Here is a 23,410-nt window from a genome sequence, read left to right as displayed (position 1 = left end):
TGGATAGAAGGAAACCGTCTCAAAGATAAACTAAGAGACGGTTTTTATGTTGAAATTTAATCTTTTATAACTTTAGCCTCGTTTATAGTGTAGAAGGAGGGAAAGATTTTGACTGATACAGAATATTTAGAGCAACTAATGGAACTACATACAGAACATTTATTTCGAATCGCTTACTACTATACGAAAGATCAACGAATAGCTGAGGATATTGTTCAAGATGTATTTATTAAATTCTATCATCACCAAAAGTACTATGAAGAAAGAGGCGAGATGAAGGCTTATTTAGCACGTATGACCATTAATAAATGTAAGGACTACTTAAAAAGCTGGGCTTATCGAAAAATTACATTTCAGCATAATTTTTTTGCCAAACAAAAAACTGTTTTACAAGATACACTCATTCGTCAAGATGAACAAGATCTTTTAGATGAAGCCATTTTACGGTTACCAATAAAGCAACGTGAAGCAATTGTCTACTTTTATTTGGAGGAGATGACGATCAAGGAAATATCAGAGCTACTGGCTATTCCTGAGGGTACCGTAAAATCTCGTTTAAAGAAAGGGAAGGAATTATTAAAAGTAGACTTACAGCATATTGAATGGGAGGTACTACTCCATGGATAAGCATACAATGCATGTATTGAAGGATGTCTCAGCACATAAAGAAGCAATCATTCAAAAGGTTCGACAACAAATTCAGCAAGAGCCGTATCCATCAAAGCAACTTTGGCCGTATCGTGCAATGGCCGTCATGATAACATGCTCTATTTTACTATTTATTGGATGGCAAGCTTCGAAACCGATTGACCATGTAACGACAGAAATACTTCATGAAGAAGAAAAACAATCATTCACCGATTTATTTCAAACAGAAGTTGAAGGAAAAGAGACAACGTTCAGTCAGTTTTTTCAAATAGCAGATCAATTACATCACCGCGAAAATATCAAATTTTATGCACCGCTTCAGGGCTTCGAGGCTATGCAAGCAGTGGCGGCTACAATGGAGAATGCTGTCCATCTAATAGACCCTGAAAATCTTCCATTTAATTCAAATATACAAGAGGTCTATGCGGTAACATCAGATATGCAAGATGGTAGCTTGCAAAAGCAGTTTCAGTTTAGTTATAAAGAAAAGTCTCTCACTGGAGTCGATCGTCAATATATTATTTTGACGGTAACAAATGTAGATCATAATCCTTTAATAAACTATAAATTTATGGAAGATAGTCAGGAGGAAATCACGAATGTAGGTTTGAATTTTATGAATCCTATGTATTATCGTGCGATGACACCTGATAAATGGTTTGCTTATTTATACTATAATTATGATGAGGCGGACAAGCGCATTTATCGAATGAGTACAAGAGCCAATGAGTTTTATACGTATTATAAGGGCTACATATATCATATAGGCTATCAATTAAATGGTGATCAACAGGAAGCACAAGAAAAAATGGTTGAGCTTGCAAGGGAATTTATCCCGCACTTAAATTAAGCGAAAGAAAAAAGTTAGGGGGAAGATAAACTGGTTGTAATAGCTCGATTGGTGAAGGCTATTAATCAGTAGTGATGAAGACCCCTCAGCTGTATTCTTGGCAACAACTAGTTACTAAATTGGAACATTTCATCCTATTTATATTAAAATAGTAGAAAAAAGGATGGGGGATCACCAATAATGGTAGCGCAAACGTATTTAAATGTTGTCCAAAAAAGATTTAGAAGTGTTAAAGAGCTAGGAGATAAAACACTCGACCAACTGGAAGAAGCCCAATTGCACTGGACGTATAATGAAGATTCAAACAGTATTGCAGTGATTGTAAAACATGTTAGTGGCAATATGGTATCGAGATGGACTGACTTTCTAACGACTGATGGTGAGAAAGCAACGAGAAATCGTGACGATGAATTTACTGATAGCTTTCAGACAAAAGAAGATGTTATGACGGTATGGGAAGAGGGCTGGCAAGTATTTTTGGATGCTTTACAAGGATTAACGGAAGCTGATTTACAAGGGTTTGTCACGATAAGGGGGGAACGGCATTCCGTAATAGATGCTATCGAAAGACAAATGTCCCACTACTCACAACATGTCGGTCAAATCGTTTACATCGCTAAGCAATTAAAGGGTTCTAAGTGGCAAACATTAAGTATTCCAAAGGGACAATCTCAGGCTTTTACCGAGTCTATGGTAAAAAAACATCAACTATAAATAAGAAAATCGTAGCATATGCTACGATTTTTTTTGTTGAAAAACAGTACACAATTGAATCCGTTAAAAAGCATCTACTAAATGGTGCTCTTTATCTTTTTTTATGCAGACGGAAGAAGTAGCGGTATCCTCTACACATCATATCTAAAGCATGTTACATAAAGGTTTCATAATGAAGAAATGCAAGAATGGGAGAATTTTATGTTAGGAAGATCAAAAAAATGAAAAAAGGGGTTTCAATTTAAGTATTTCGTCCGATAAAAACTTAGGAAGAATTTTAATCAATTGGAGAAGGGAAAGTTGCGGACTGGGACGGTATTCTTTTTGAATTTAAAAGGGAACCAAAAACAAGATGGAACATATTTTAAGAACTTGTGAAAAACAAAAGGAGAACTATTGTATGAAACAATTATTTGGAAGCTTTAAGGGTAAGCTCTACACATTGTTTGCTCTTATTTTACTAATTCCAGTTATTTCTGTTGGAAGCTTGTCGTATCTTTCAGCCAAGAATTCGATAAAAGATGAAATACTTTATAGTGCGGATGAAAGTGTAAATATTTTAAATACGTTAATAGATAATACCATTAGTGAAAAAATGAATGACATTAATGTTCTCAGCAAGGAAATAGATTCATCGATGTATAAAGAGCATGAAACGGTATTAGATACAAATTTTCAGCAATATATAAAGCTGCATCCAGATGTACTAACTATTTATATGGGTACAAGTGAAGGAGCAGTATTTGTAGAACCAAAATCGAATAGCGCGGATTACAATCCTTTGGAAAGAGATTGGTATAAAGAAGCTACGGCTTTTAAGGGAGAAACGTTAATAACGAATCCTTATAAAGATGTAGCAACAGGAGATATGGTCGTAACAATTGCTCGTCAGGTTAAGGATCAATCTGGTGTATTAGCAATTGATATAAAATTGGCAAACCTTCAAAAAGTTTCGGAATCTATTCGTATTGGAAAAGAGGGATATCCTTCTATTTTTGGTGGAAATAATATGGTCATTTCACATCCGACTATAGAACCCGGAAGCGAATTAAAAGAAAGCTTCATCGATAAAATGTACGACAGCAAATCCGGAACGTATGAATATGTCTATGACGGTGAAGACCGAATTTTGTTCTTTACAACGAATGAATTGACGAATTGGAAAATTGCCGGCACAATTTTTGCAAAGGAAATTGATGAATCAGCATCACCGATTTTATTTAATACTTTACTCGTGCTAATTATTGCGATTGTCATAAGTGCAATTGTTTTCTATTTTGTTATGAAGGGAATTATAAAACCGATTAAATCACTTAAAGATAGTGCAGTAACCATTAGTAAAGGTGATTTAACAGAGCAAGTGACAATTACTTCTCATGACGAGATTGGACAGCTAGGACAAGCCTTTAACGATATGCAAGAGAGTCTAAGGACACTGATTCAAAAAATTGAACAAAATGCTGAAGAGGTAGCTTCGTCGGCAGAGGAACTAACAGCCAATGCCACTCAAACGAGCGTTGCTACAGAAAAGGTGGCCATTTCGATACAAGATGTTGCGACGAGTGCTGACACGCAAACGACGAGTGCCAACAAGAATGCAGAATCGTTACAGGAACTTTCTAAGGCCATTCTTCATATTGCAGAGATTTCTTCTATTGTGACGGATCTTTCACAGCATGCAACGCTACAGGCAGATGAAGGTGGAAAGGCAGTCCAGGATACTAAAGATCAAATGCAATCTATCCATTTATCGGTAACAGACTCTAACACGAAAATTCAAACATTACATGAACGCTCGAAGCAAATTACATCCATTTTAGATGTAATTACAAGTATTGCAGATCAAACTAACTTATTGGCTCTTAATGCAGCGATAGAGGCAGCAAGAGCAGGAGAGCACGGAAAAGGTTTTGCAGTCGTTGCTGATGAAGTAAGAAAGCTTGCGGAGCAATCGCAGGAATCTGCACAACAAATTTTCGAGCTAATCCGTGGCATTCAGTTAGAAACAGAACAATCTGTAAACATTATGGCAAAAGTTACGGAGGATGTTCAAAATGGACTACATGTATCGGATGAAGCCATCACGAAATTCCAAGTCATTAAGACAAGTATGGATAAAATTACTCCAAAAATGGAAGAGGTATCTTCTGCCTCTGAACAGATGTCGGCAAGTGTACAAGAGGTGACGGCTATTACGGAGAATTTGGCATTCTCCGCACAAGGAAATTCAGCTGCCTCAGAGGATGTTGCAGCGTCTACAGAGGAACAATTAGCTTCGATGGAAGAGATAAATGCTTCTGCACAAGCTCTTGCGCATATGGCAGATGAGCTAAAACAGCTAATTAGTCAATTTAAATATTAACAGAATCAAATATACGAAAAACTATTGTGTCAATGAGATTAAGTGTCCTATTAAATAAAGTATGTCTCTTAGACAAAACGAATGGGCGCTTTCTTGAGTCGTTAGTTAATAGTAAGAGGTTGTTTTTCCGATAAAACAGGATTTTGTTTCGATAAATTTTAAAGTATTCATATAAAAACGAACTAAAGCAGCTTTAGCGATATTTTTGTTTTTCAACACTAATAAACGAGAATGGGACTTAACTAATTGATAGAGAAGAAAAAGAGAAATCGAATAACATCGATTTCTCTTTTTTTATTGATGGACCAAGTCATTCTATAATCTTTACCTTATATAATAATGGAAGTGTATTTCCTGAAATTTAATGGCATTAATACAAAGCCTATTCGTTTTCAACCTTTTATTAACCACGGACAGAAACACGGACAGAAAATTGAATGATACGAAAATTAGTCTTTAAGAATCCAAAAACAGGTTCTACATTGATTTTTCGTTGTCGATAGATGGCACCTGTTTTTTCTTCTGAAAGCTTATATTCTTTTTGTTCTTCCCGTTTTTATGTTTTCTGTGCGACAGCAACAATTATGCCAAGACTAAATCAAAAAAATGAAAAAATGGGTTTGAAATTAAGTATTTCGTCCGATAAAAACCTTGGGTGATATTTCATCGTTAAAAAAGGGTTGGTTGTGAACAAAGAAGGGAAGCGGCATTCTTTCCGGGCCTAAACCATCGAGTAGTAAAAGAAACACAAAAATATACAAAAATACATAGCTCAAGAATTTTGAAGACTAAAGGAGAACTGTTGCATGAAAAAATTATTTAGAAGCTTTAAGGGTAAGCTCTACACATTATTTGCTCTTATCTTACTAATACCAGTTATATCTGTAGGAAGCTTATCGTATCTTTCAGCAAAAAATTCGATAAAAGAAGAAATACTTTTTAGTGCGGATGAAAGTGTTGAAATTTTGAATACATTAATTGATAGTGCTATTAGCACAAAAATAAATGAAGTCGCTACCTTTAGCGAGGAAATAAATTCTTCTAAGTACGAACAGAAGGAAACTAAAATACTACCAAATTTTCAAGAATATATGAAGCTAAGTCCAGATGTTTTAAGCATTTATGTTGGAACAAATGACGGAACATTTATTCAAGAACCAAAAATAAATGGTGTGGATTATAATCCTTTGGAAAGGGATTGGTATAAAGAGGCTAAGGCATTAAAAGGCGAAACTTTAATTACGAATCCTTACATAGATGCAGGGACTGGAGAAATGGTCGTAACAGTTGCTCAACAGCTAAAAGATCAATCTGGGGTAGTGGCAATTGATATAAAATTGACAGACATTCAAAAACTTTCGAACTCTATAAAAATAGGGAAAAATGGATATCCCTCTATTTTTGGTGAAAATAACTTGGTCATTTCACATCCTACATTAGAAGCAGGTAAGGAATTAAATGAGAGCTTCCTTAATCAAATGTATGACAGTAAATCTGGCACGTATGATTATGTCTTTGACGGTGATGACCGTATTATGTTCTTTACAACGAATGAACTGACAGATTGGAAAATCACAGGGACAATTTTTGCAAAGGAAATTGATGAATCAGCATCACCCATTTTGGAAAAAACGTTTCTTGTACTAATTGCTGCGATTGTAATCAGTTCGATTGTATTCTTTTTTGTTATGAAGGCAATTATAAAACCAATTAGATTACTAAAGGATAGTGCAGTAACTATTAGTAAAGGTGATTTAACAGAGAAAGTGACAATCACTTCTCATGACGAGATTGGCCAGTTAGGACAAGCCTTTAACGATATGCAAGACAGTTTAAGAACTCTTATTCAAAAAATTGAACAAAATGCTGAAGAGGTAGCATCGTCGGCAGAAGAGCTAACAGCCAATGCCACTCAAACAAGCACTGCGACTGAAAAGGTGGCCATTTCGATTCAAGATGTTGCGTCGAGCGCAGACACGCAAACGACGAGTGCCAATAAGAATGCAGAATCGTTACAGGAACTTTCTAAGGCCATTCTTCATATCGCGGAAATCTCTTCTACTGTGACGGATCTTTCACAGCATGCAACGCTACAGGCAGACGAAGGTGGACAGGCAGTTCGAAATACAAAAGATCAAATGCAATCTATTCATGTATCGGTGACCGATTCCAACACGAAAATTCAATCGTTACATGAACGCTCTCAGCAAATTACGTCCATTTTAGATGTGATTACAAGCATTGCTGATCAAACGAACTTACTTGCTCTCAATGCAGCTATTGAGGCAGCAAGAGCAGGAGAGCACGGAAAAGGCTTTGCAGTTGTTGCTGATGAAGTTAGAAAGCTGGCGGAGCAATCGCAGGAATCTGCAAAGCAAATTTTCGGCCTAATCAATGGTATTCAATTAGAAACAGAACAATCCGTAAACATCATGGCAAAAGTTACGGAGGATGTTCAAAATGGACTACAAGTATCGGATGAAGCCATCACTAAATTCCAAATGATTAAAACGAGCATGGATAAAATTACTCCTAAAATGGAAGAGGTATCTTCTGCCTCTGAACAAATGTCAGCAGGTGTACAAGAGGTGACTGCTGTAACGGAAGATTTGGCATTCTCAGCAAAAGGAAATGCAGCTGCCTCAGAGGATGTTGCAGCGTCTACAGAGGAACAATTAGCTTCGATGGAAGAAATAAATGCTTCTGCACAAGCTCTTGCTCATATGGCAGACGAGCTAAAGCAGCTAATTAGTCAATTTAAATATTAATTTAAACATAACAAAAAACGCCATTCCGTTTGAGGAATGGCGTTTTTGAATAATTATCGATCTTCTTCCCAACAATCAGTATTTTTCAATTTTGGGATTGATTTTGCATAAAATACAGGATTTTTACCTGCATTTCGTTGCATTGTAAAGTCGTCTAACACTAGGAAGGCAATTTTACCAAGTAACAGGATGATCGTAATATTGATGATAGCCATTAGTCCCATGAATAGGTCTGCTAAGTTCCAAACAAGCTCTACTTGCGCAAGAGAACCAAACATCACCATAGCAAGAACTAAAATACGGTAGACAAACATCCAACCTTTATGAGCATTCATAAACTCAATATTAGATTCACCGTAATAGTAATTTCCGACAATAGAGCTAAATGCAAAGAAAATAATAGAAATAGCGATAAAGTAAGGAGCCCAATCACCTACATGTACAGCTAAAGAATTTTGTGTAAGAATAATTCCATTACTTTCACCAGTATTATAAAGACCCGCTAAAATAATGATAAACGCTGTTGCAGAACAAATCATAATTGTATCAAAAAATACACCTAAGCTTTGCACTAATCCTTGCTTTGCAGGGTGAGAGGTATTTGCTGTAGCTGCGGCATTAGGAACACTACCCATACCGGCTTCATTGGAAAATAAGCCACGGCGTACACCTTGCATAATAGCAGCTCCAATCGCACCACCAGCAGCTTCCTGAAGACCAAACGCTTCTGTGAAAATCAGTTTGAAAACGGCAGGTATTTCAGTCAGATTCGTTACAATAACAAATAGAGCTACAGCTAAATAGAAAACTGCCATCACGGGTACAAGTACTTGCGTAACTTTTACGATTCTATGTACGCCACCAAAAATAATCATGGCCGTTAACACAACTAGAATAATACCAATGATAGTAGGATTAATATTAAATGCCTCACCTACAGAAGTTGCAATCGTATTCGATTGTACCGCATTAAATATAAAGCCAAAGCTTAACGTTAAAAGAATACCAAAAATAACCCCTAATTTACGTTGACCTAACGCTTTTTCCATATAATAGGCTGGTCCACCACGGAACGTATCGCCATCCTTTACTTTGTACACCTGTGCAAGCGTACTTTCAATAAATGCAGTCGCCATTCCTAATATGGCAATAATCCACATCCAAAATACTGCTCCAGGTCCACCTACTCCGATTGCTAATGCAACACCTGTAATATTACCAGTACCTACACGCGAGGCTGCGCTAATCGTAAAGGCTTGGAACGGAGAAACTCCTGACTCTCCCTCTCTTTTTTCTACTATTAAACGAAACATTTCTGGGAAAAGTCGAATTTGCACAAACTTTGTGCCAAAGGAAAAATACAATCCTGCAACTAATAATAATGTGATAATGAAATATGTCCATAAAATACTATTAGTATCATTTACAATATTCGAAATCCATTCCATTTTGCTTACCTCCAATCTCAATACGCTTTAGTCTACACTGTTTTTTCGTCAAATTTAAACTTTTTGAAAATAATGAATTTTATTAATTTTTATTCGATGCAATATTTGATCCTGCTAGTCCAAGCTATTGTTTAGGATGTGGACATTTGATACCTATTTATACATTCGAAATAGCAATCGCTTATAAATATTGGGGATGGGTTTTTTGTCGGAATTTTACCGGATAAAAATAATATAATGACACGAAAGAAAAATGCATGTTGGAATGTAAAGGAGGTTAAGTATGGTGTTTTACTTTCTTTTGAATTGGCATTTTCTAGTGATGGTAATGTTGATTATCATATTTGCAGGAATTATCACTTTTTTATCCCCTAGGTTTCCATCTATTGTTGTATTGATCATTAGTGGTTTAATGGGCTTTGTGTATTCCATATGCATGGATTTTAAGGACGGTAGTTTTTTTTTTATTAGTATAAATGTTGTTGTTACTTCTATCCCCATCTTATTAATTAAATATTTACTATTCTTGAAAAGAAAAGCTGAAGAAATGGAAAAAGAGTTTTAAAAATTTTTTTTGAAAATTCCCTTATTTAAGTTAGGATTATTAGTATAATAGTGAAATAAAAGGCATTTCAGCAAAATTGAGGCTGAGCGACTCTTTGGGGATCATTTACAGATTAGGTTCTGGAGCAAGCCTGTATAGGAACTAAGGCGTCAGCCTAGTCGGAATGGAAATCAACCCGTTGTGATAATGAGCCAAATATAAAAGGGGGAATTTGTGTGAAAACAATTGGCATGATTGGCGGTATGAGTTGGGAGTCTTCTGCCGAGTATTATCGTCTGATGAATGTAGAGGTAAAGCTACAATTAGGAGGCTTACATTCAGCAAAATGTATTTTGTATAGTGTGGATTTTCAAGAAATCGAGCATTATCAAGCTGAGGGAGAGTGGTCGAAGGCAGGACAAGTGCTTGCAGAGGCGGCGCAATCTCTGGAGAGTGCAGGGGCAGAATTTATTGTTATTTGTACAAATACAATGCACAAGGTTATTGATATCATTACGGAAAAAATCACAATTCCGATTTTACATATTGCTGATGCGACAGCAAATCAAATAGAAAAAGCTAGTTTACAGAAAGTTGCCCTTCTTGGGACAAAGTACACGATGGAGCAAGATTTCTATAGAGCTAGAGTAGAGGATTTTGGCATTGAAGTGCTTGTTCCGTTTGCTGAGGAACGAACTGAAGTCAATCGTATCATCTATGAAGAATTATGCTTGGGTAAAATTGAACAAACATCGAAAGACTATTATTTACAGGTGATAGAGAACCTTGTGCAATTGGGGGCACAAGGAATTATATTAGGCTGTACAGAGATTGGATTACTCATTAAACAAGAAGATGTGAACGTACCTGTTTTTGATACAACTCTTTTACATGCACAGGCTGCTGTAAATATGGCGATTCATAAGGGGGACTAATATGCCAAGAAAAGTACGAGAAATGGGGATCGTAATTGGAACGTTAACAACAGGTGAAAAAAATTGTATTACCGATGTTGCTGGCGTGCGTGTAGGTCATGTAACGCTTGATGAGAAAATTAACCAAGACGGTGCTTATGCATGTACTGGGGTAACTGCGATTTTACCGCATGAAGGCAATTTATTTCAGCAAAAGGTTACTGCTGCAAGCTATGTGTTAAACGGTTTTGGTAAAACGACAGGGCTAGTGCAAGTAAACGAGCTTGGAGTAATTGAATCGCCCATTATGCTAACGAATACATTTGGTGTTTCAGGTGTAACCCAAGGAACGTTGCAATTTATGTTAGATACGAATAGTGAAATAGGTCATTCAACAGGAACTATTAATATAGTAGTTGGGGAGTGTAATGATAGTTATTTAAACTCCATTCGAGAATGTCCTATCACACCAGAGCATGCTATAGAGGCAATTCGTAAGGCGTCAAATGAAACATCAAAGGAAGGGGCAGTCGGAGCGGGAAAAGGAATGATGTGCTTTGGCTACAAAGGCGGGATTGGCTCATCATCCAGAATGGTAACACATGGGTCAACGAATTATACAGTAGGATGTATGGTCCTTAGTAATTTCGGACAAAGCTCAGAGTTTCTAGCATATCGATATACTACTTCAAATGTTCAAAGTGAATCGACATTATCTCCGACAGATGGCTCTATTATCATCGTACTTGCTACAGACGTTCCGCTTAGTAGTCGTCAACTAACACGTGTCATTAAACGTTGCGGTATCGGACTAGGACGTACAGGCAGTCACTTTTCACATGGCAGCGGAGATATAGTCATTGGCTTTACAACAGCACATCATATCGCTCATCTATCAGATCAACTTGTTGAAACACGTACACAGCTACGTGAGGATCACCCTATCATGAATCAATTATTTGCAGCAGCTGCAGAAGCAACAGAGGAAGCCATTTTAAATTCACTTTCACAGGCACAAACAACAATTGGTCGAAATGGACATAAAGTTGAAGCATATCAATTTTAAATGGGGATGTGAAAATATCATTGCACATAAATCAATAGATGAAATTGTAGAGCATATTAATTTCAGCCCTATACTACCGAATGATAAACAAATGCAAAATATCTATAATTTTTCATTACGCCCGGAAACACAAGATAATCGTAGTTCTATTTACTTTTATGCAAAACTTCAGAATGGAATTATTCGAGTAAAACAATTTTTCTATGATTGGGCTTTCCCCTTTATCTATGCAGATACAAATTTAGTTAAACAAGGTAATCCTTTTATCATTAATAATAGAGTCGGCTTTATTGGAATTGATTATAAAAATAACAAAGCTTTAAGCTATTCTGTAGGATTTACAACTGTGGAGATATCCGTTTTTGAAGGTGATGTCACGGACGAAGAGTTAATAGAATATATTGCGAATTTAGTGTTAATAAACTTTGATTTGTCAAAACAATCATTCGCTACTGTAAGTTATACTGCTAGATATGATCAAGGTAAGTGGGCAGAAGATGAAGTAACGAGAGTAAAATGGTTTGAACCTGAAACAATTAATTGGGAAAATACTTTCTCAGAGACATTATTAGATTATAAGCTAGATTCGGTTGGGATTGGTAAAGAAACTAATGAAGTCCAATTGCTTTATCGACATAGGAACAACCTTACAGACGGGTGTTGGATTTCAATAGCACCGCATACTTTAGAACAGGATTTACCAAAAACTTTAGGAAGAAATATTGGAACTCGTCAAAAATGGAGATTTAGATTATTGAAAATTCCATATGAAAATAGAAAAATTGAAGTATATTATGGAGTTCAAGAAACTAAATATCCAGCAAGATGTTTCTGGTTTAGCTTTAAAAATAAAATTATTCAATGTCATATTCGTTCTTCAGTACATGAAACGTCATCTTTAGTGCGCGAATTATTAATAAAGATATTATATAGTTGGCCTGTTTAGTAGAAATAACTAGAAGTGTTTACCTTCATTTTGATTAATATCAAATTGGAGTTTTTTTAATCTAAGAGTAAAGAAGGGTATGTAAAAAAGGGTATCTATCATCTGAATAACATTAACAATTATCACAAATGATTAATTAAAAGACAGGGTAGATAGATTTCAAGGCGTAGCAATTAAATATTTGAACAACTACCACTGTTGCTTCCATTTTCTTCAACAAAGTAAGAAAATGGAGGGGAGAGTCAAGTGCTGCTTAGTGATTATCAACAATCAATTATTTCAATTTAATTTATGCATGTTTTCTTTTGTGCTAAGGAAGTGCTTTTTTGTCCATTTCTGAAACAAATGGGATGGAATTTGTTAAAGTATACCACCTATCTCCATTTAGTAGAAGACTCCTACCTCTGAAGGTGGTGGGATTAATGTGGATGTGATTCCCTTTCAATGAGTGTCCAAACAACTACTGATTATGGAGTTCAAGAAACTAAATATCTTGACGTTAATCCAAATATTTGTGATGTTAATAATCCAGTGTTGTCAAAGATATTGAAAATTAAAGAAATGAAAAAACTCCTCAACGTTAATTGAGGAGGGAGCTTACTTGAATTTTTTATTTTCTACTGTAACAGGATTTTCCCAGTCATAAGTAACGATTAACTTGTCATTTTCTTTGTTGAGAATAGTCATTTCACCTGTCTTTTCAACATTATAATCACCAATTGTCACAAACAATGTATATTTGATTTCAAAATTATTATCTTTTTCTTTGATAGTGTCAATTTTGACATCGTTTAACTTTACATCTGTTTGGTTTTCAGTGGCAAAGTGATTTGGAAAAGTAAAAACCCCGTTCTTTTTACTTTTTTCATACACTTCTTCATTCACGTAAGGTTTTACGACCTCTAAAAGCTTTGAATTATCTTTTGGGTTCTGTGGATCTATTGTATAAATTATAGCTTTATACTCTTTTATAAAAGCTTTTACTTCCTCTCCACTTACTCTTTCCTCTTTTTGACAGGCACTCAATCCAACGACTGAAATGATCACCAATAATAATAAAGTTAATTTTTTAATTAAACATTCCTCCTTTGTTGCACTTTATTAAATGATATCTATTTTAGGAGAAAAATACAAAAACATAAGATATTTATAATAAGGCTGTTAATTGTTTAAGAAAAGCCCAGTTGATTGAAGTGAAGACTTGACGCCCCAGGAAAGCACCCAGTCAGTACGGAAATCAACCACACTCTATGTGATGAGCTTTAAATTTGAAGATGCTTATTCGCCATTTTTTATCATCTTTTGGTAATCTTCTACCCCATCCGCGAATAAAATTCTTAAATAGGTGAAGAAACATTATTTTTCGACTTGTTGCATCAATTATTTGGCGGATATTGTTTGAAATGCAGAGAATAGCTATTACTCTGTAATATTTCTTATTTTATCTAGTCAATAAATTTAAGGTATGATACATTCATTAAAAACTGAATTATCCAAAAATTTTATCGAAACCTGAAATTGGAGGTGTGTACTATATATGATGCTGTTTTTCAACCTATTGAGGTAAATAAAACTTCAATAAGGGACTCAACGCCAGCAATTCGTGAAAATGGCGAGCCATTAATTAAAATCGGAGAAGAACATTCGAGGATTTTTATTAAACCAATTTACTATCATCAAAAAATACCAAACAGTTTACAAGCAATTTATTTACGACAGAGTGTGTATGAACGATTAACACAAGCGCTGTTGTTATTGTCTAAAAATTATAGCCTTATCTTATATGATGGCTATCGTCCGTTCCAAGTGCAGCAATTTTTGTTTACGAGTTTTTCAAAACAAATCGCACAGCGTTTTCCCCATTTTACTGAGCAAGAGATTGTAAAAGAAACGCTAAAGTATGTTGCGTTTCCTAGCATTGATCATGCTCATTTTGCCCCTCATTTAACAGGTGGAGCGATTGATGTGACACTAGGAGATATAGATGGCAATGCTTTAAATTTAGGTACAGCATTTGATGAAATCAGTGAAAAGTCTGCGACACGTTATTTTGAACAACATCCAGAGGAAGATTGGGAAGCCTGTGTTCATCGACGTCTTCTATATAACTGTATGACAATGGTTGGCTTTACGAATTATTCAGAGGAATGGTGGCATTACGATTTTAATAATGTTTCATGGGCAAGACGTGTAGGTGCACAAGAAGCTAGCTATGGGGCTGTGGAAGCAATAATTCAAGATAATAAAGTAAAGGAGTTTCGATTTCTATGAAGGTCTATATTAGTGCAGATATTGAAGGGATTACTGGTACAACAGCTTGGAGTGAGACGGAGCTAAACGCGCCAGATTATCAGTTTTTCCAAAAGCAAATGACAAAGGAAGTAGAAGCCGCTATAGAGGGGGCTATTCTTGGTGGAGCGACCGAAATTTTATTAAAGGATGCTCATGATTCAGCACGCAATCTTGATATTTCAAATTTACCCGTAAACTGCAAGGTTATTCGAGGTTGGACGTATGATCCGATGTGTATGGTTGCGGGACTTGATAAGAGCTTTGATCGGGCAATTTTTATTGGCTATCACAGTAAAGGAGGAAGTGCGCGTAATCCTTTAGCACATACGCTTTGTGTTTTTGCTGATGTGAAAATTAATGGTGAATACGCGAGTGAATTTTTAATTAATACGTATGCGGCTGCTTTACATGGTGTTCCCGTTTCGTTTGTCAGTGGAGATGTGGGGTTAACAGAGGAAATTCAATCTATCAATGATAATATCATCACATTTGCCACGAAAGAAGGAATAGGAAATGCGACCATTAGCGTGAGTCCACAGCTGACGATTATGGAAACGAAACGACTTGTTGAGGACTCGATGAAAGTGTCACGTGAAGATTTACAAGTGACATTACCTGAGCACTTTGAAGTGGAAATCATTTATCGAGATCATACACGAGCGTATCGAAATTCTTTCTATCCGAATGCTACGTTTAAACCACATAATACCGTGGAATTCGTAACGGATGATTTTTATGAGGTACTTCGAATTTTACAGTTCTTAACATAAGTAACGAAAAGGTAGGTGAATGGATGAAAATTAAAAATATTGTCGTAGGAAAGGTTGAGGCACCGCTTATAACACCATTTAAAACAGCACTGAGAACAGTGCATAGCATTCACAATATTGCCGTCTATGTTCACACTGATGATGGGCAAATAGGCATCGGTGAAGCGGCACCGACTGCAGCTATTACTGGTGAAACACTAGGGTCTATTTCGCACGCCATAGAAGAGTATATAAAGCCAGCCATTATCGGCATGGATATTGAAGAATTAACAGAAATCATGGAGCGAATCGACAGCAGTATTTATCAAAATACCAGCGCAAAAGCTGCGGTAGATATGGCGATTTATGATTTATTTGCTAAGTACTATCAAACACCTTTGTATAAATTATTAGGGGGCTATCGGAAAGAATTAATAACAGATATTACGATAAGTGTAAATGATTCTGAAGAAATGGTGAAGGATAGTATAGCCGCTGTACAACGAGGTTTTCAAATTTTAAAAATTAAGGTGGGGAAAGATCCAGCAGGTGATGTCGAGCGGGTTGTTGCCATTCGTGATGCAGTTGGACACGCCATAACATTACGTGTTGACGCAAATCAGGGCTGGACACCGAAGCAGGCTGTACAAATTATTGGTGCACTTGAAGATGCTGGTGCAAAGGTTGAATTGGTTGAGCAACCTGTTCATTGTCATGATCTAGTAGGAATGCAATTCGTGACAGCTAATACATTGACAAATATTTTGGCAGATGAAAGTGTTTTCTCTGCAAAAGATGCCTATACAATTATTGAAAAGCGAGCTGCAGATTTGATTAATATTAAGCTCATGAAAACAGGAGGCATTTATCAAGCGCAGAAAATTTGCCACATTGCGGAGGCAAACGACATACCATGCATGATTGGTTGTATGCTAGAGACAAAAATTAGCGTTAGTGCAGCTGCACATTTTGCCGCATCACAGAAAAATATCACGATGGTAGATTTAGACGGACCAAGCTTATGTTTGAAAGATCCTATTGCAGGTGGTCCAATATTTGAAAATGATCGAATAAGGATGACGGATGCTGTTGGAATTGGATTTTCATAATAAAGTGCAGCTTCAATCAGTAAGGGGGTTCGTCATCCCTACTGACTGTAAATAGAACCAATCGGGCTTTATGGATAGTTGATCTCTCACTTTTATTTTTTGTTTCGCTATAGTGGGATTTTCACTGTCTCTTTATGTAGATAAATAAGATTACTAGGGGGATGCTTATTATGAAAAGGTATTGGTTGCTTTTCGTGTGTCTTGTTGTGATGCTTTGTGCAGCCTGTAGTGATGATTCATCAAGTGAAAAAAAATCAGAGTATCGCGTGGTTTATTCAGGGGAAATAAAAACGTTAAATTACTTAAAGACCTCTGAAACGAATGAGTTTGCTATGGCGGCGAACTTGGTCGATGGATTAATTGAGTATGATAAGTATGGTGTTGTACAACCAAGCTTAGCAAAAGAATGGTCATCAAATGACGATGCAACAGTTTGGACGTTCAAGCTCCGTGACGATGCAAAATGGGTTACTCATGACGGGAAAGAGTATGCGGATGTTGTTGCTCAAGATTTTGTAGATGGCTTACATTATGTACTTGATGCAAAAAATGAATCATCAACAGCTTGGATTGCTACGGTCGTAAAAAATGGGGAAGCCTTCTATAACGGTGATATGACAGATTTTACGAAGGTTGGCATAAAGGCAATAGATGAACATACAGTAGAATATACTTTAGAAAAGCCAACACCTTACTTCCTATCTATGTTGAACTATGTCTGTTTCTTCCCAGTTAATGGTAAGTTTATAGCGGAAAAAGGTGATAGTTTCGGTACAACTAATGATAATTTCCTTTATAACGGCTCTTATATTTTAGATAAATTTGAACCGCAAAACGAGCGAGTACTTGTGAAAAATGATACGTATTGGGATAAAGGCCAAGTTCTGATTGATCGTATTCGCTATAAATACAATAAAGAAGCGGCTACAGTTGAACCAGAATTATTTTTACGAGGAGAAGTTGATTCAGCTAGTATACCAACTTCTATAATTGATGAGTGGTTTAAAGATGATAAGAAAAAATCACAAATTCGACAAACACAAAATAACTTCTATACGTATTTCTATGCATTAAACTTTAACCCGCAATTTGATGCAGAATACGAGCCTGAAAATTGGAAGAAAGCGGTCAATAATAAAGATTTCCGAAAATCTCTATTCCATGCATTTGATCGTGAATCTGCAATGCTAACTTTAGAACCTTATAATCCAAAAGATTTGCTTAGCAACACGATTACTCCTAAAAACTTTGTCAATGTGGAGGGTGTTGACTATACACAGTTAGCACCATTAGCTGATATTACAAATAACGACTCTTTCAACAAGGATAAGGCATTGGAATACAAGGAAAAAGCGAAAAAAGAACTTGAAGGAAAAGTAACTTTCCCAATAAAAGTGGTAATGCCTTATAACTCCGGTAGTCCAGATTGGGCAAATCGTTCACAAGTAGTTGAACAGCAGATTGAAAAATTATTAGGTACTGATTATGTAGATATTATCATAGAGGCCGGACCATCAACAGGCTTTTTATCAGAGGTTCGTAAACCTGGTAAATTTGCATTACTCGAAGCAAACTGGGGTCCAGACTATGCCGATCCATCAACGTATACGGATCCATTCACTGCAGACGGTACTTATAATAAACCGGAGCTAGCTGAAGGTTATACAGAAGCAAATGGAAAATCAAAATATCAAAACTTAGTGGACGAAGCAAAGGCGACGATCGATACAGCAAAACGTTACGAACTGTTTGCCAAAGCGGAAGCCTTCTTAATTGATGAGGCATTTGTTATTCCTTATTCAGTAGGGGGTAGCGGCTATGTTGCTTCTAAATTAAATCCATTTGAAGCTCAATACTCTCCATTTGGTGTGACTGCTGAGAAATTTAAAGGTCAGCGAATTTTAGATAAACCAATGAGTAATGAGGAATTTAAAGAAGCTTTAGCGAAGTGGGAGAAAGAGCGTGCGGATGCATTAGCTAAAGCAGCAAAATAATTAAGTTTTTGGACAGTTAACGCTGGAAAAGAACATGAAGCTCATTGCTACATTCAAGAAAAAACAAAAGCGGTGAGTATGATGAAGGAGATACCGAAATAAAAAGTCGGCATCTCCTTCAGTCTTTCTGGAGAAGGAGGATGAAATGATGCTGTGGTATATAGGTAAACGTTTATTACAATCAGTTTTAACACTATTTATTATTATTACGATTGTTTTTTCATTACTTCGTTTAATGCCAGAAGAAGGTTATTTAGGGGCAGCAGCGAATAAAATGTCACCTGCACAACAGGAAGTATATTTAACGAATTTAGGTTTACGCGACCCGTTACTTGTACAGTTAGGGAATTTTTACGCTAAGCTGGTTCATGGTGATTTAGGTAAATCCGTTACATATCGGACAGATGTACCAGTTGTCACGATTATTGCAGATAAAATCATGTATTCCTTGCTCTTTGGTTTAGGTGCGGTTGCACTATCGCTTCTAATCGGAGTTCCGCTCGGAATATTGATGGCACAGATGAAGGGACGCTGGTTGGACCGCTTAGGGACTGGCTATATTGTCATTATCGTTGCGGTACCAGCCGCCGTCTATTATTTAGTCATTCAAATGTATATTACAGAAATTTTTCATTTACCAATGCTTTTTGATGAGTATAGGCCTATTACGTGGATTTTACCACTTACTTCAATGGCACTTGCGCCGACTGCATCCTATGCCATGTGGATGAGGCGTTATATGGTAGATGAACTCAACAAGGATTATATCAAACTAGCAAGAGCAAAAGGGGTCAAAGAACGTACATTAATGTTTAAACATGTACTACGAAACGCTTTTATTCCGATGGCGCAATATTTACCAGCAACTATTCTTTTTACCATTACAGGTTCCATCTACATTGAATCCTTATATTCCATTCCTGGTATGGGGGGCTTACTCGTAGATGCTATACAACGACAGGATAATACGATTGTACAAGGCTTAGTACTTGTTTTCTCTTCACTTGGAATTATCGGACTAATTTTAGGTGATATTGCAATGGCCCTTGTTGATCCGCGGATTAAATTTGGGAAAGGGGAGAGTGTACGTTAATGGGAATGTATTCAGAGGAAATAAACAATATTTCAAACAAATCACGTGAAACATTGTTCGAGTTTGCGGAAGTAGATGAACGTCAAGCTGAAGAAACAGCCTATTCTAATTATTCCTATTGGCGTTCAACATGGAAATCCTTTTTGAAAAATCGCATCGCTGTCTTTTTATTAGTTGGCGTGCTTATTATCGTAGCTTTTACGATTTTACAGCCTTATTTACCAGCGCAAAAATCACCGACTGAAATATATTTAGATGAGCAGACAGGTCTCCAAGCACGTAATATTGCACCGAACGCTGAATTTTGGTTTGGGACAAATTCCATTGGGCAGGATTTATGGTCACGTATTTGGGCAGGGACGAGAACCTCGTTATTTATTGGTTGTGTGGTTGCTCTAGTAGAGGCTATCGTCGGTATTACAGTAGGTACGCTTTGGGGCTTTTCACGGAAATTAGAGGTGCCCATCACACAGCTTTACAACGTCGTTGATAACGTACCGACTACGATCGTACTTATATTAATGTCTTATATTTTGCGACCAAGTATTTCAACCATTATTATTGCCATGTGTATTACCGGCTGGGTAGAAATGGCAAGATTTATACGCAATCAAATTGTGATTTTGCGTGATCGTGAGTATAACTTAGCCTCAAAATGTTTAGGAACGCCCGATTATCGAATCATTTTAAAAAATCTTCTACCTTATCTCATTTCAGTCATTATGTTACGAATGAGTCTAGCTATCCCATTTGCAATAGGCTCAGAAGTATTTTTAACATACATCGGATTAGGACTACCGATTAGTGAGCCGTCTTTAGGAAATTTAATCAATGAAGGACGAGTGCTCATGATGTCTCCAGAATTAAGATATCAGCTCATTTTTCCAAGTATTGTATTAAGTGTCATTACGATTGCATTTTATATTATAGGAAATTCATTTGCAGACGCAGCAGATCCGAAAAATCACGTATAAGGGGGATGATAGAAGTGACACAAACTAAATCACCTTTTTTAACCATCCAAAACCTTGTTATTAAATTTACACTTCGTGGCAGAGTGTTAACGGCCATTCGTAATATCTCCCTCGATTTGTACAAAGGTGAAAGTCTTGCAATCGTTGGCGAGTCAGGTTCAGGAAAATCGGTTCTTATGAAATCAATTATGGGCTTGCTCGATAAAAATGGCTACATTGATCAGGGACAGATCATCTATAATGATCAGGATTTAGCGCAGTTTAGAACCGAGCGGGAGTGGCTTAGCATTCGTGGAAAAGAAGTGGCAATGGTTACACAGGATCCAATGACATCATTAAATCCACTGAAAACGATTGGCAAGCAAATTGAGGAATGTGTTATTTTACATCAGAATTTAAAGGGCAAAGTAGCATACGAAGAAACCTTGAAATTGTTAAAAGATGTTGGTATTCACGATGTGGAAAAGCGTTATAAGCAATATCCTCACGAATTTTCTGGTGGCATGCGTCAACGAATTGTAATAGCTATTGCGCTAGCATGTAAACCTAAAATCTTAATTTGTGATGAGCCAACAACTGCATTAGATGTAACAATCCAAGCACAAATTTTGCAGCTTTTAAAAAATCTTCAACAAAAATATGGACTAACAACCATTTATATAACGCATGATTTAGGCGTTGTCGCGAAAGTTGCCGATCGTATTGCAGTTATGTATGCAGGTGATGTCATCGAGGTGGGAAAGACAGATGAAATTTTCTTTAATGGCAAGCATCCCTATACATGGGCACTCATTTCTTCATTACCACAACTAGGCTCAAAAGGGGAGCAGCTTTATTCCATCAAGGGTACTCCACCAAATCTTTTTCAAGAAATTAAAGGAGATGCATTTGCACCTCGCAATCAATATGCATTAAAGATTGATTTTGTCGAGCGCCCACCATTTTTCCAGGTAAGTGACACACATTACGCTCGTACTTGGCTATTAGATCCACTTGCGCCGAAAGTAGAGCCTCCTGAAGCGCTACAAGCCTTTTTCGAAGAAGGGAGACGATACGCGCATGAGTCATAATGAAGTATTAGTTGAGGTGAAAAATTTAAAAGTTGTTTTTGGGAAAGGCAAAAATAAATTTATAGCTATTGATGATGTCAGTTTCGATATATTTAAAGGTGAAACATTTGGTTTAGTAGGTGAATCAGGGTCTGGAAAAACAACGATAGGCCGTGCAATTATGCGTATCAATGAAGTAACCGAAGGACAAATACTGTATCACGGTAAAAAGCTAAATGGCAAAATATTGAAAGAGTGGGATCGAGAAATTACACAAAAAATCCAAATGATTTTTCAAGATCCTATGGCATCGCTAAACGAACGCGCAAAGGTAGACTATATTATTTCAGAGGGACTTATTAATACAAAAAACTTTAAAAATGAGGCTGATCGTCAACAGAAGGTACGCGATGCATTATTAAATGTAGGGTTATTACCAGAGTTTTCTAGTCGCTTCCCACATGAATTTTCAGGAGGACAGCGTCAGCGTATCGGCATTGCGCGTGCACTAGTAATGGAGCCAGAGTTTATTATTGCGGATGAACCAATTTCAGCATTAGACGTATCCATTCGTGCACAAGTATTAAATTTATTAGCAAATCTACAGCAGCAAAATGATTTAACCTATTTATTCATTGCTCATGACTTATCTGTAGTCCGATTTATTACGGACAGAACTGCTGTTATTTATAAAGGTAAAATTGTTGAGCTAGCTGAGACAGAAAAGCTATTTTCTAACCCCCTTCATCCATATACAAGGGCATTATTATCGGCAGTACCTGAGCCAAATCCTTATAAAGAGCGTGATAAAATCATAGAAATCTATGATCCGTCACAGCATAACTATGACATTCAGCCGCCGTCATTTTTCGAAATAGAGGAGGGTCACTTTGTATTGGCCAATGAAGAGGAATTAGAAAGATACCGAACTTCACTAAAAATGGAGGTAAGCAAATGATTCGACCAAAGGCATTGAAAAAAGGTGACACAATTGGTCTGATAAGTGCTTCAGGTGCAACCCCGCCTGAAAAATTTCTTCCTGCCGTTAAAAGTATTGAAAAGTTAGGTTTTAAAGTTGTTGCTGGGGAAACATGTCGAGCAAGGCATGGTTACTTAGCAGGCTCCGATGAATTAAGAGCATGTGAAGTTAATCAAATGTTTAGCGACTCTAACATTGACGGCATCTTCTGCATACGTGGAGGTTACGGAGCGACGAAAATTTTACCACTTCTAGATTTCGATATGATTAAGGCAAACCCAAAAGTATTTGCTGGCTATAGCGATGTGACGGCATTACATATCGTTTTTAACCAACAATGCGGCTTCGTCACGTATCATACACCAATGCCCTCTACAGAATTTATTCGGCCGGAGATGGATGAATATACTTGGAAATCCTTTATCGAAAGTGTAACAGCAACGGAACGTACGGACTATTACCTTGAAAATCCACCTGGACGTACAATGACAACGCTTGCTGATGGAAAAGCAACAGGGCAGCTTATTGGTGGGAACTTAACACTAGTTACAGCATCTCTTGGGACACCTTATGAAATTGATACAAGGGGCAAAATCTTATTTTTAGAGGATGTAGACGAGAGTGAGCAACGTGTTGATCGGATGCTTACTCAATTAAAATTGGCGGGCAAACTAGATGAGGTGGCAGGTATCTTATTAGGGGCTTGGACAAATTGTGGTCCTGAAAATCCAAAACATCCGGAGCATAGCTTATCACTACAAACAATTTTTCAAGAAATTTTAGGTCCACTCAATATTCCTATCATTAAAGACATTACTTGTGGCCACTGTTTACCAACGATGTCACTGCCATTAGGTCGAACTATTACAATGGACACGGAGAATCAAATGATAAAAGTTATAGAGTAGGTG

General features: G+C 36.7%; 20 protein-coding genes and 2 pseudogenes. 19 read left to right on the top strand and 3 right to left on the bottom strand.

Features of this window, described 5'->3' with window-relative positions:
* Window positions 1-108: 108 nt before the first annotated feature.
* The 4 genes from ACZ11_RS11985 (at window position 109) to ACZ11_RS11970 (ending at window position 4,574) form a co-directional block, all read left to right on the top strand.
* Window positions 109-627, top strand: coding sequence for an RNA polymerase sigma factor (locus tag ACZ11_RS11985; RefSeq protein WP_049666342.1), 519 nt, complete (start codon window positions 109-111; stop codon window positions 625-627).
* Window positions 620-1,498, top strand: coding sequence for a hypothetical protein (locus ACZ11_RS11980; RefSeq protein WP_049666341.1), 879 nt, complete (start codon window positions 620-622; stop codon window positions 1,496-1,498). The genes ACZ11_RS11985 and ACZ11_RS11980 overlap by 8 nt, the downstream gene beginning before the upstream one ends.
* Before the next feature lie 177 nt (window positions 1,499-1,675).
* Window positions 1,676-2,212 carry a DUF1572 family protein gene (locus tag ACZ11_RS11975; RefSeq protein ID WP_049666337.1) on the top strand — a complete coding sequence of 179 codons (537 nt, stop codon included), beginning with the start codon at window positions 1,676-1,678 and terminating at the stop codon, window positions 2,210-2,212.
* A gap of 400 nt (window positions 2,213-2,612) precedes the next feature.
* Entirely contained in the window at window positions 2,613-4,574 is a 1,962-nt protein-coding gene (locus tag ACZ11_RS11970) for a methyl-accepting chemotaxis protein (protein ID WP_049666336.1), read from the top strand.
* A 329-nt stretch (window positions 4,575-4,903) separates the two neighbouring features.
* Here the strand turns inward: ACZ11_RS11970 and ACZ11_RS27000 are convergent.
* Window positions 4,904-5,118: pseudogene (locus tag ACZ11_RS27000) on the bottom strand (transposase); the annotation flags it as partial.
* Window positions 5,119-5,380: 262 nt separating this feature from the next.
* Here ACZ11_RS27000 and ACZ11_RS11965 point away from each other — a divergent pair.
* Window positions 5,381-7,342 (top strand): methyl-accepting chemotaxis protein, encoded by a 1,962-nt coding sequence (locus tag ACZ11_RS11965; RefSeq protein ID WP_049666334.1) that lies wholly within the window; start codon window positions 5,381-5,383, stop codon window positions 7,340-7,342.
* Window positions 7,343-7,395: 53 nt separating this feature from the next.
* On the opposite strand, the gene ACZ11_RS11960 is transcribed toward ACZ11_RS11965, so the two are convergent.
* Window positions 7,396-8,790, bottom strand: a complete 1,395-nt coding sequence (locus ACZ11_RS11960; RefSeq protein WP_049666333.1) for an alanine/glycine:cation symporter family protein — start codon at window positions 8,788-8,790, stop codon at window positions 7,396-7,398.
* A 283-nt stretch (window positions 8,791-9,073) separates the two neighbouring features.
* Here ACZ11_RS11960 and ACZ11_RS11955 point away from each other — a divergent pair, with 283 nt between their 5' ends.
* The 5 genes and pseudogenes from ACZ11_RS11955 to ACZ11_RS27555 form a co-directional block, all read left to right on the top strand.
* On the top strand, window positions 9,074-9,355 hold the full coding sequence (locus ACZ11_RS11955) for a hypothetical protein (RefSeq protein WP_049666330.1): 282 nt from the start codon (window positions 9,074-9,076) through the stop codon (window positions 9,353-9,355).
* A gap of 215 nt (window positions 9,356-9,570) precedes the next feature.
* Window positions 9,571-10,269 (top strand): aspartate/glutamate racemase family protein, encoded by a 699-nt coding sequence (locus tag ACZ11_RS11950; RefSeq protein ID WP_049666326.1) that lies wholly within the window; start codon window positions 9,571-9,573, stop codon window positions 10,267-10,269.
* 1 nt (window position 10,270) lies between these two features.
* Window positions 10,271-11,314 (top strand): DmpA family aminopeptidase, encoded by a 1,044-nt coding sequence (locus ACZ11_RS11945; RefSeq protein ID WP_049666324.1) that lies wholly within the window; start codon window positions 10,271-10,273, stop codon window positions 11,312-11,314.
* Window positions 11,295-12,260, top strand: coding sequence for a hypothetical protein (locus ACZ11_RS11940; protein WP_049666323.1), 966 nt, complete (start codon window positions 11,295-11,297; stop codon window positions 12,258-12,260). The genes ACZ11_RS11945 and ACZ11_RS11940 overlap by 20 nt, the downstream gene beginning before the upstream one ends.
* Before the next feature lie 66 nt (window positions 12,261-12,326).
* Window positions 12,327-12,600, top strand: a pseudogene (locus ACZ11_RS27555) (hypothetical protein); the annotation flags it as partial.
* Between the two features lie 257 nt (window positions 12,601-12,857).
* Here the strand turns inward: ACZ11_RS27555 and ACZ11_RS11935 are convergent.
* Window positions 12,858-13,286, bottom strand: coding sequence for a hypothetical protein (locus ACZ11_RS11935; RefSeq protein ID WP_134008386.1), 429 nt, complete (start codon window positions 13,284-13,286; stop codon window positions 12,858-12,860).
* Window positions 13,287-13,784: 498 nt separating this feature from the next.
* On the opposite strand from ACZ11_RS11935, the gene ACZ11_RS11930 reads away from it, so the two are divergent.
* From ACZ11_RS11930 to ACZ11_RS11890, 9 genes are all read left to right on the top strand, one after another.
* Window positions 13,785-14,531 (top strand): M15 family metallopeptidase, encoded by a 747-nt coding sequence (locus ACZ11_RS11930; RefSeq protein ID WP_236690872.1) that lies wholly within the window; start codon window positions 13,785-13,787, stop codon window positions 14,529-14,531.
* A complete protein-coding gene (locus tag ACZ11_RS11925; protein ID WP_049666320.1) occupies window positions 14,528-15,322 on the top strand; it encodes a M55 family metallopeptidase in 795 nt (264 codons plus the stop codon). Before ACZ11_RS11930 ends, ACZ11_RS11925 begins: the two co-directional genes overlap by 4 nt.
* Before the next feature lie 23 nt (window positions 15,323-15,345).
* Window positions 15,346-16,410: a dipeptide epimerase gene (locus ACZ11_RS11920; RefSeq protein ID WP_049666318.1), complete on the top strand. Its 1,065-nt coding sequence runs from the start codon at window positions 15,346-15,348 to the stop codon at window positions 16,408-16,410.
* A gap of 170 nt (window positions 16,411-16,580) precedes the next feature.
* Entirely contained in the window at window positions 16,581-18,404 is a 1,824-nt protein-coding gene (locus tag ACZ11_RS11915; RefSeq protein WP_049666316.1) for a peptide ABC transporter substrate-binding protein, read from the top strand.
* A gap of 145 nt (window positions 18,405-18,549) precedes the next feature.
* Window positions 18,550-19,497 carry an ABC transporter permease gene (locus ACZ11_RS11910; protein ID WP_338048296.1) on the top strand — a complete coding sequence of 316 codons (948 nt, stop codon included), beginning with the start codon at window positions 18,550-18,552 and terminating at the stop codon, window positions 19,495-19,497.
* Window positions 19,497-20,471: an ABC transporter permease gene (locus ACZ11_RS11905; RefSeq protein WP_049666311.1), complete on the top strand. Its 975-nt coding sequence runs from the start codon at window positions 19,497-19,499 to the stop codon at window positions 20,469-20,471. The genes ACZ11_RS11910 and ACZ11_RS11905 overlap by 1 nt, the downstream gene beginning before the upstream one ends.
* A gap of 14 nt (window positions 20,472-20,485) precedes the next feature.
* Entirely contained in the window at window positions 20,486-21,541 is a 1,056-nt protein-coding gene (locus ACZ11_RS11900) for an ABC transporter ATP-binding protein (RefSeq protein ID WP_276525229.1), read from the top strand.
* Window positions 21,531-22,478: an ATP-binding cassette domain-containing protein gene (locus ACZ11_RS11895; RefSeq protein WP_049666307.1), complete on the top strand. Its 948-nt coding sequence runs from the start codon at window positions 21,531-21,533 to the stop codon at window positions 22,476-22,478. The genes ACZ11_RS11900 and ACZ11_RS11895 overlap by 11 nt, the downstream gene beginning before the upstream one ends.
* A complete protein-coding gene (locus ACZ11_RS11890; protein WP_049666306.1) occupies window positions 22,475-23,407 on the top strand; it encodes a S66 peptidase family protein in 933 nt (310 codons plus the stop codon). The genes ACZ11_RS11895 and ACZ11_RS11890 overlap by 4 nt, the downstream gene beginning before the upstream one ends.
* Window positions 23,408-23,410: the final 3 nt, after the last annotated feature.

The organism is Lysinibacillus xylanilyticus (genome assembly GCF_001183605.1).
Classification (GTDB): Bacteria; Bacillota; Bacilli; order Bacillales_A; family Planococcaceae; genus Lysinibacillus; species Lysinibacillus xylanilyticus.
This window is presented reverse-complemented; position numbering and strand designations above follow the sequence as displayed.

Bases quoted from the DNA above. Each gene is read 5' to 3' on its own strand.
- ACZ11_RS11920 (WP_049666318.1), top strand. From the start codon at position 15,346: ATGAAAATTAAAAATATTGTCGTAGGAAAGGTTGAGGCACCGCTTATA.
- ACZ11_RS11910 (WP_338048296.1), top strand. From the start codon at position 18,550: ATGATGCTGTGGTATATAGGTAAACGTTTATTACAATCAGTTTTAACA.
- ACZ11_RS11915 (WP_049666316.1), top strand. From the start codon at position 16,581: ATGAAAAGGTATTGGTTGCTTTTCGTGTGTCTTGTTGTGATGCTTTGT.
- ACZ11_RS11925 (WP_049666320.1), top strand. From the start codon at position 14,528: ATGAAGGTCTATATTAGTGCAGATATTGAAGGGATTACTGGTACAACA.
- ACZ11_RS11980 (WP_049666341.1), top strand. From the start codon at position 620: ATGGATAAGCATACAATGCATGTATTGAAGGATGTCTCAGCACATAAA.
- ACZ11_RS11955 (WP_049666330.1), top strand. From the start codon at position 9,074: ATGGTGTTTTACTTTCTTTTGAATTGGCATTTTCTAGTGATGGTAATG.
- ACZ11_RS11960 (WP_049666333.1), bottom strand. From the start codon at position 8,790: ATGGAATGGATTTCGAATATTGTAAATGATACTAATAGTATTTTATGG.
- ACZ11_RS11965 (WP_049666334.1), top strand. From the start codon at position 5,381: ATGAAAAAATTATTTAGAAGCTTTAAGGGTAAGCTCTACACATTATTT.
- ACZ11_RS11905 (WP_049666311.1), top strand. From the start codon at position 19,497: ATGGGAATGTATTCAGAGGAAATAAACAATATTTCAAACAAATCACGT.
- ACZ11_RS11970 (WP_049666336.1), top strand. From the start codon at position 2,613: ATGAAACAATTATTTGGAAGCTTTAAGGGTAAGCTCTACACATTGTTT.
- ACZ11_RS11890 (WP_049666306.1), top strand. From the start codon at position 22,475: ATGATTCGACCAAAGGCATTGAAAAAAGGTGACACAATTGGTCTGATA.
- ACZ11_RS11895 (WP_049666307.1), top strand. From the start codon at position 21,531: ATGAGTCATAATGAAGTATTAGTTGAGGTGAAAAATTTAAAAGTTGTT.
- ACZ11_RS11945 (WP_049666324.1), top strand. From the start codon at position 10,271: ATGCCAAGAAAAGTACGAGAAATGGGGATCGTAATTGGAACGTTAACA.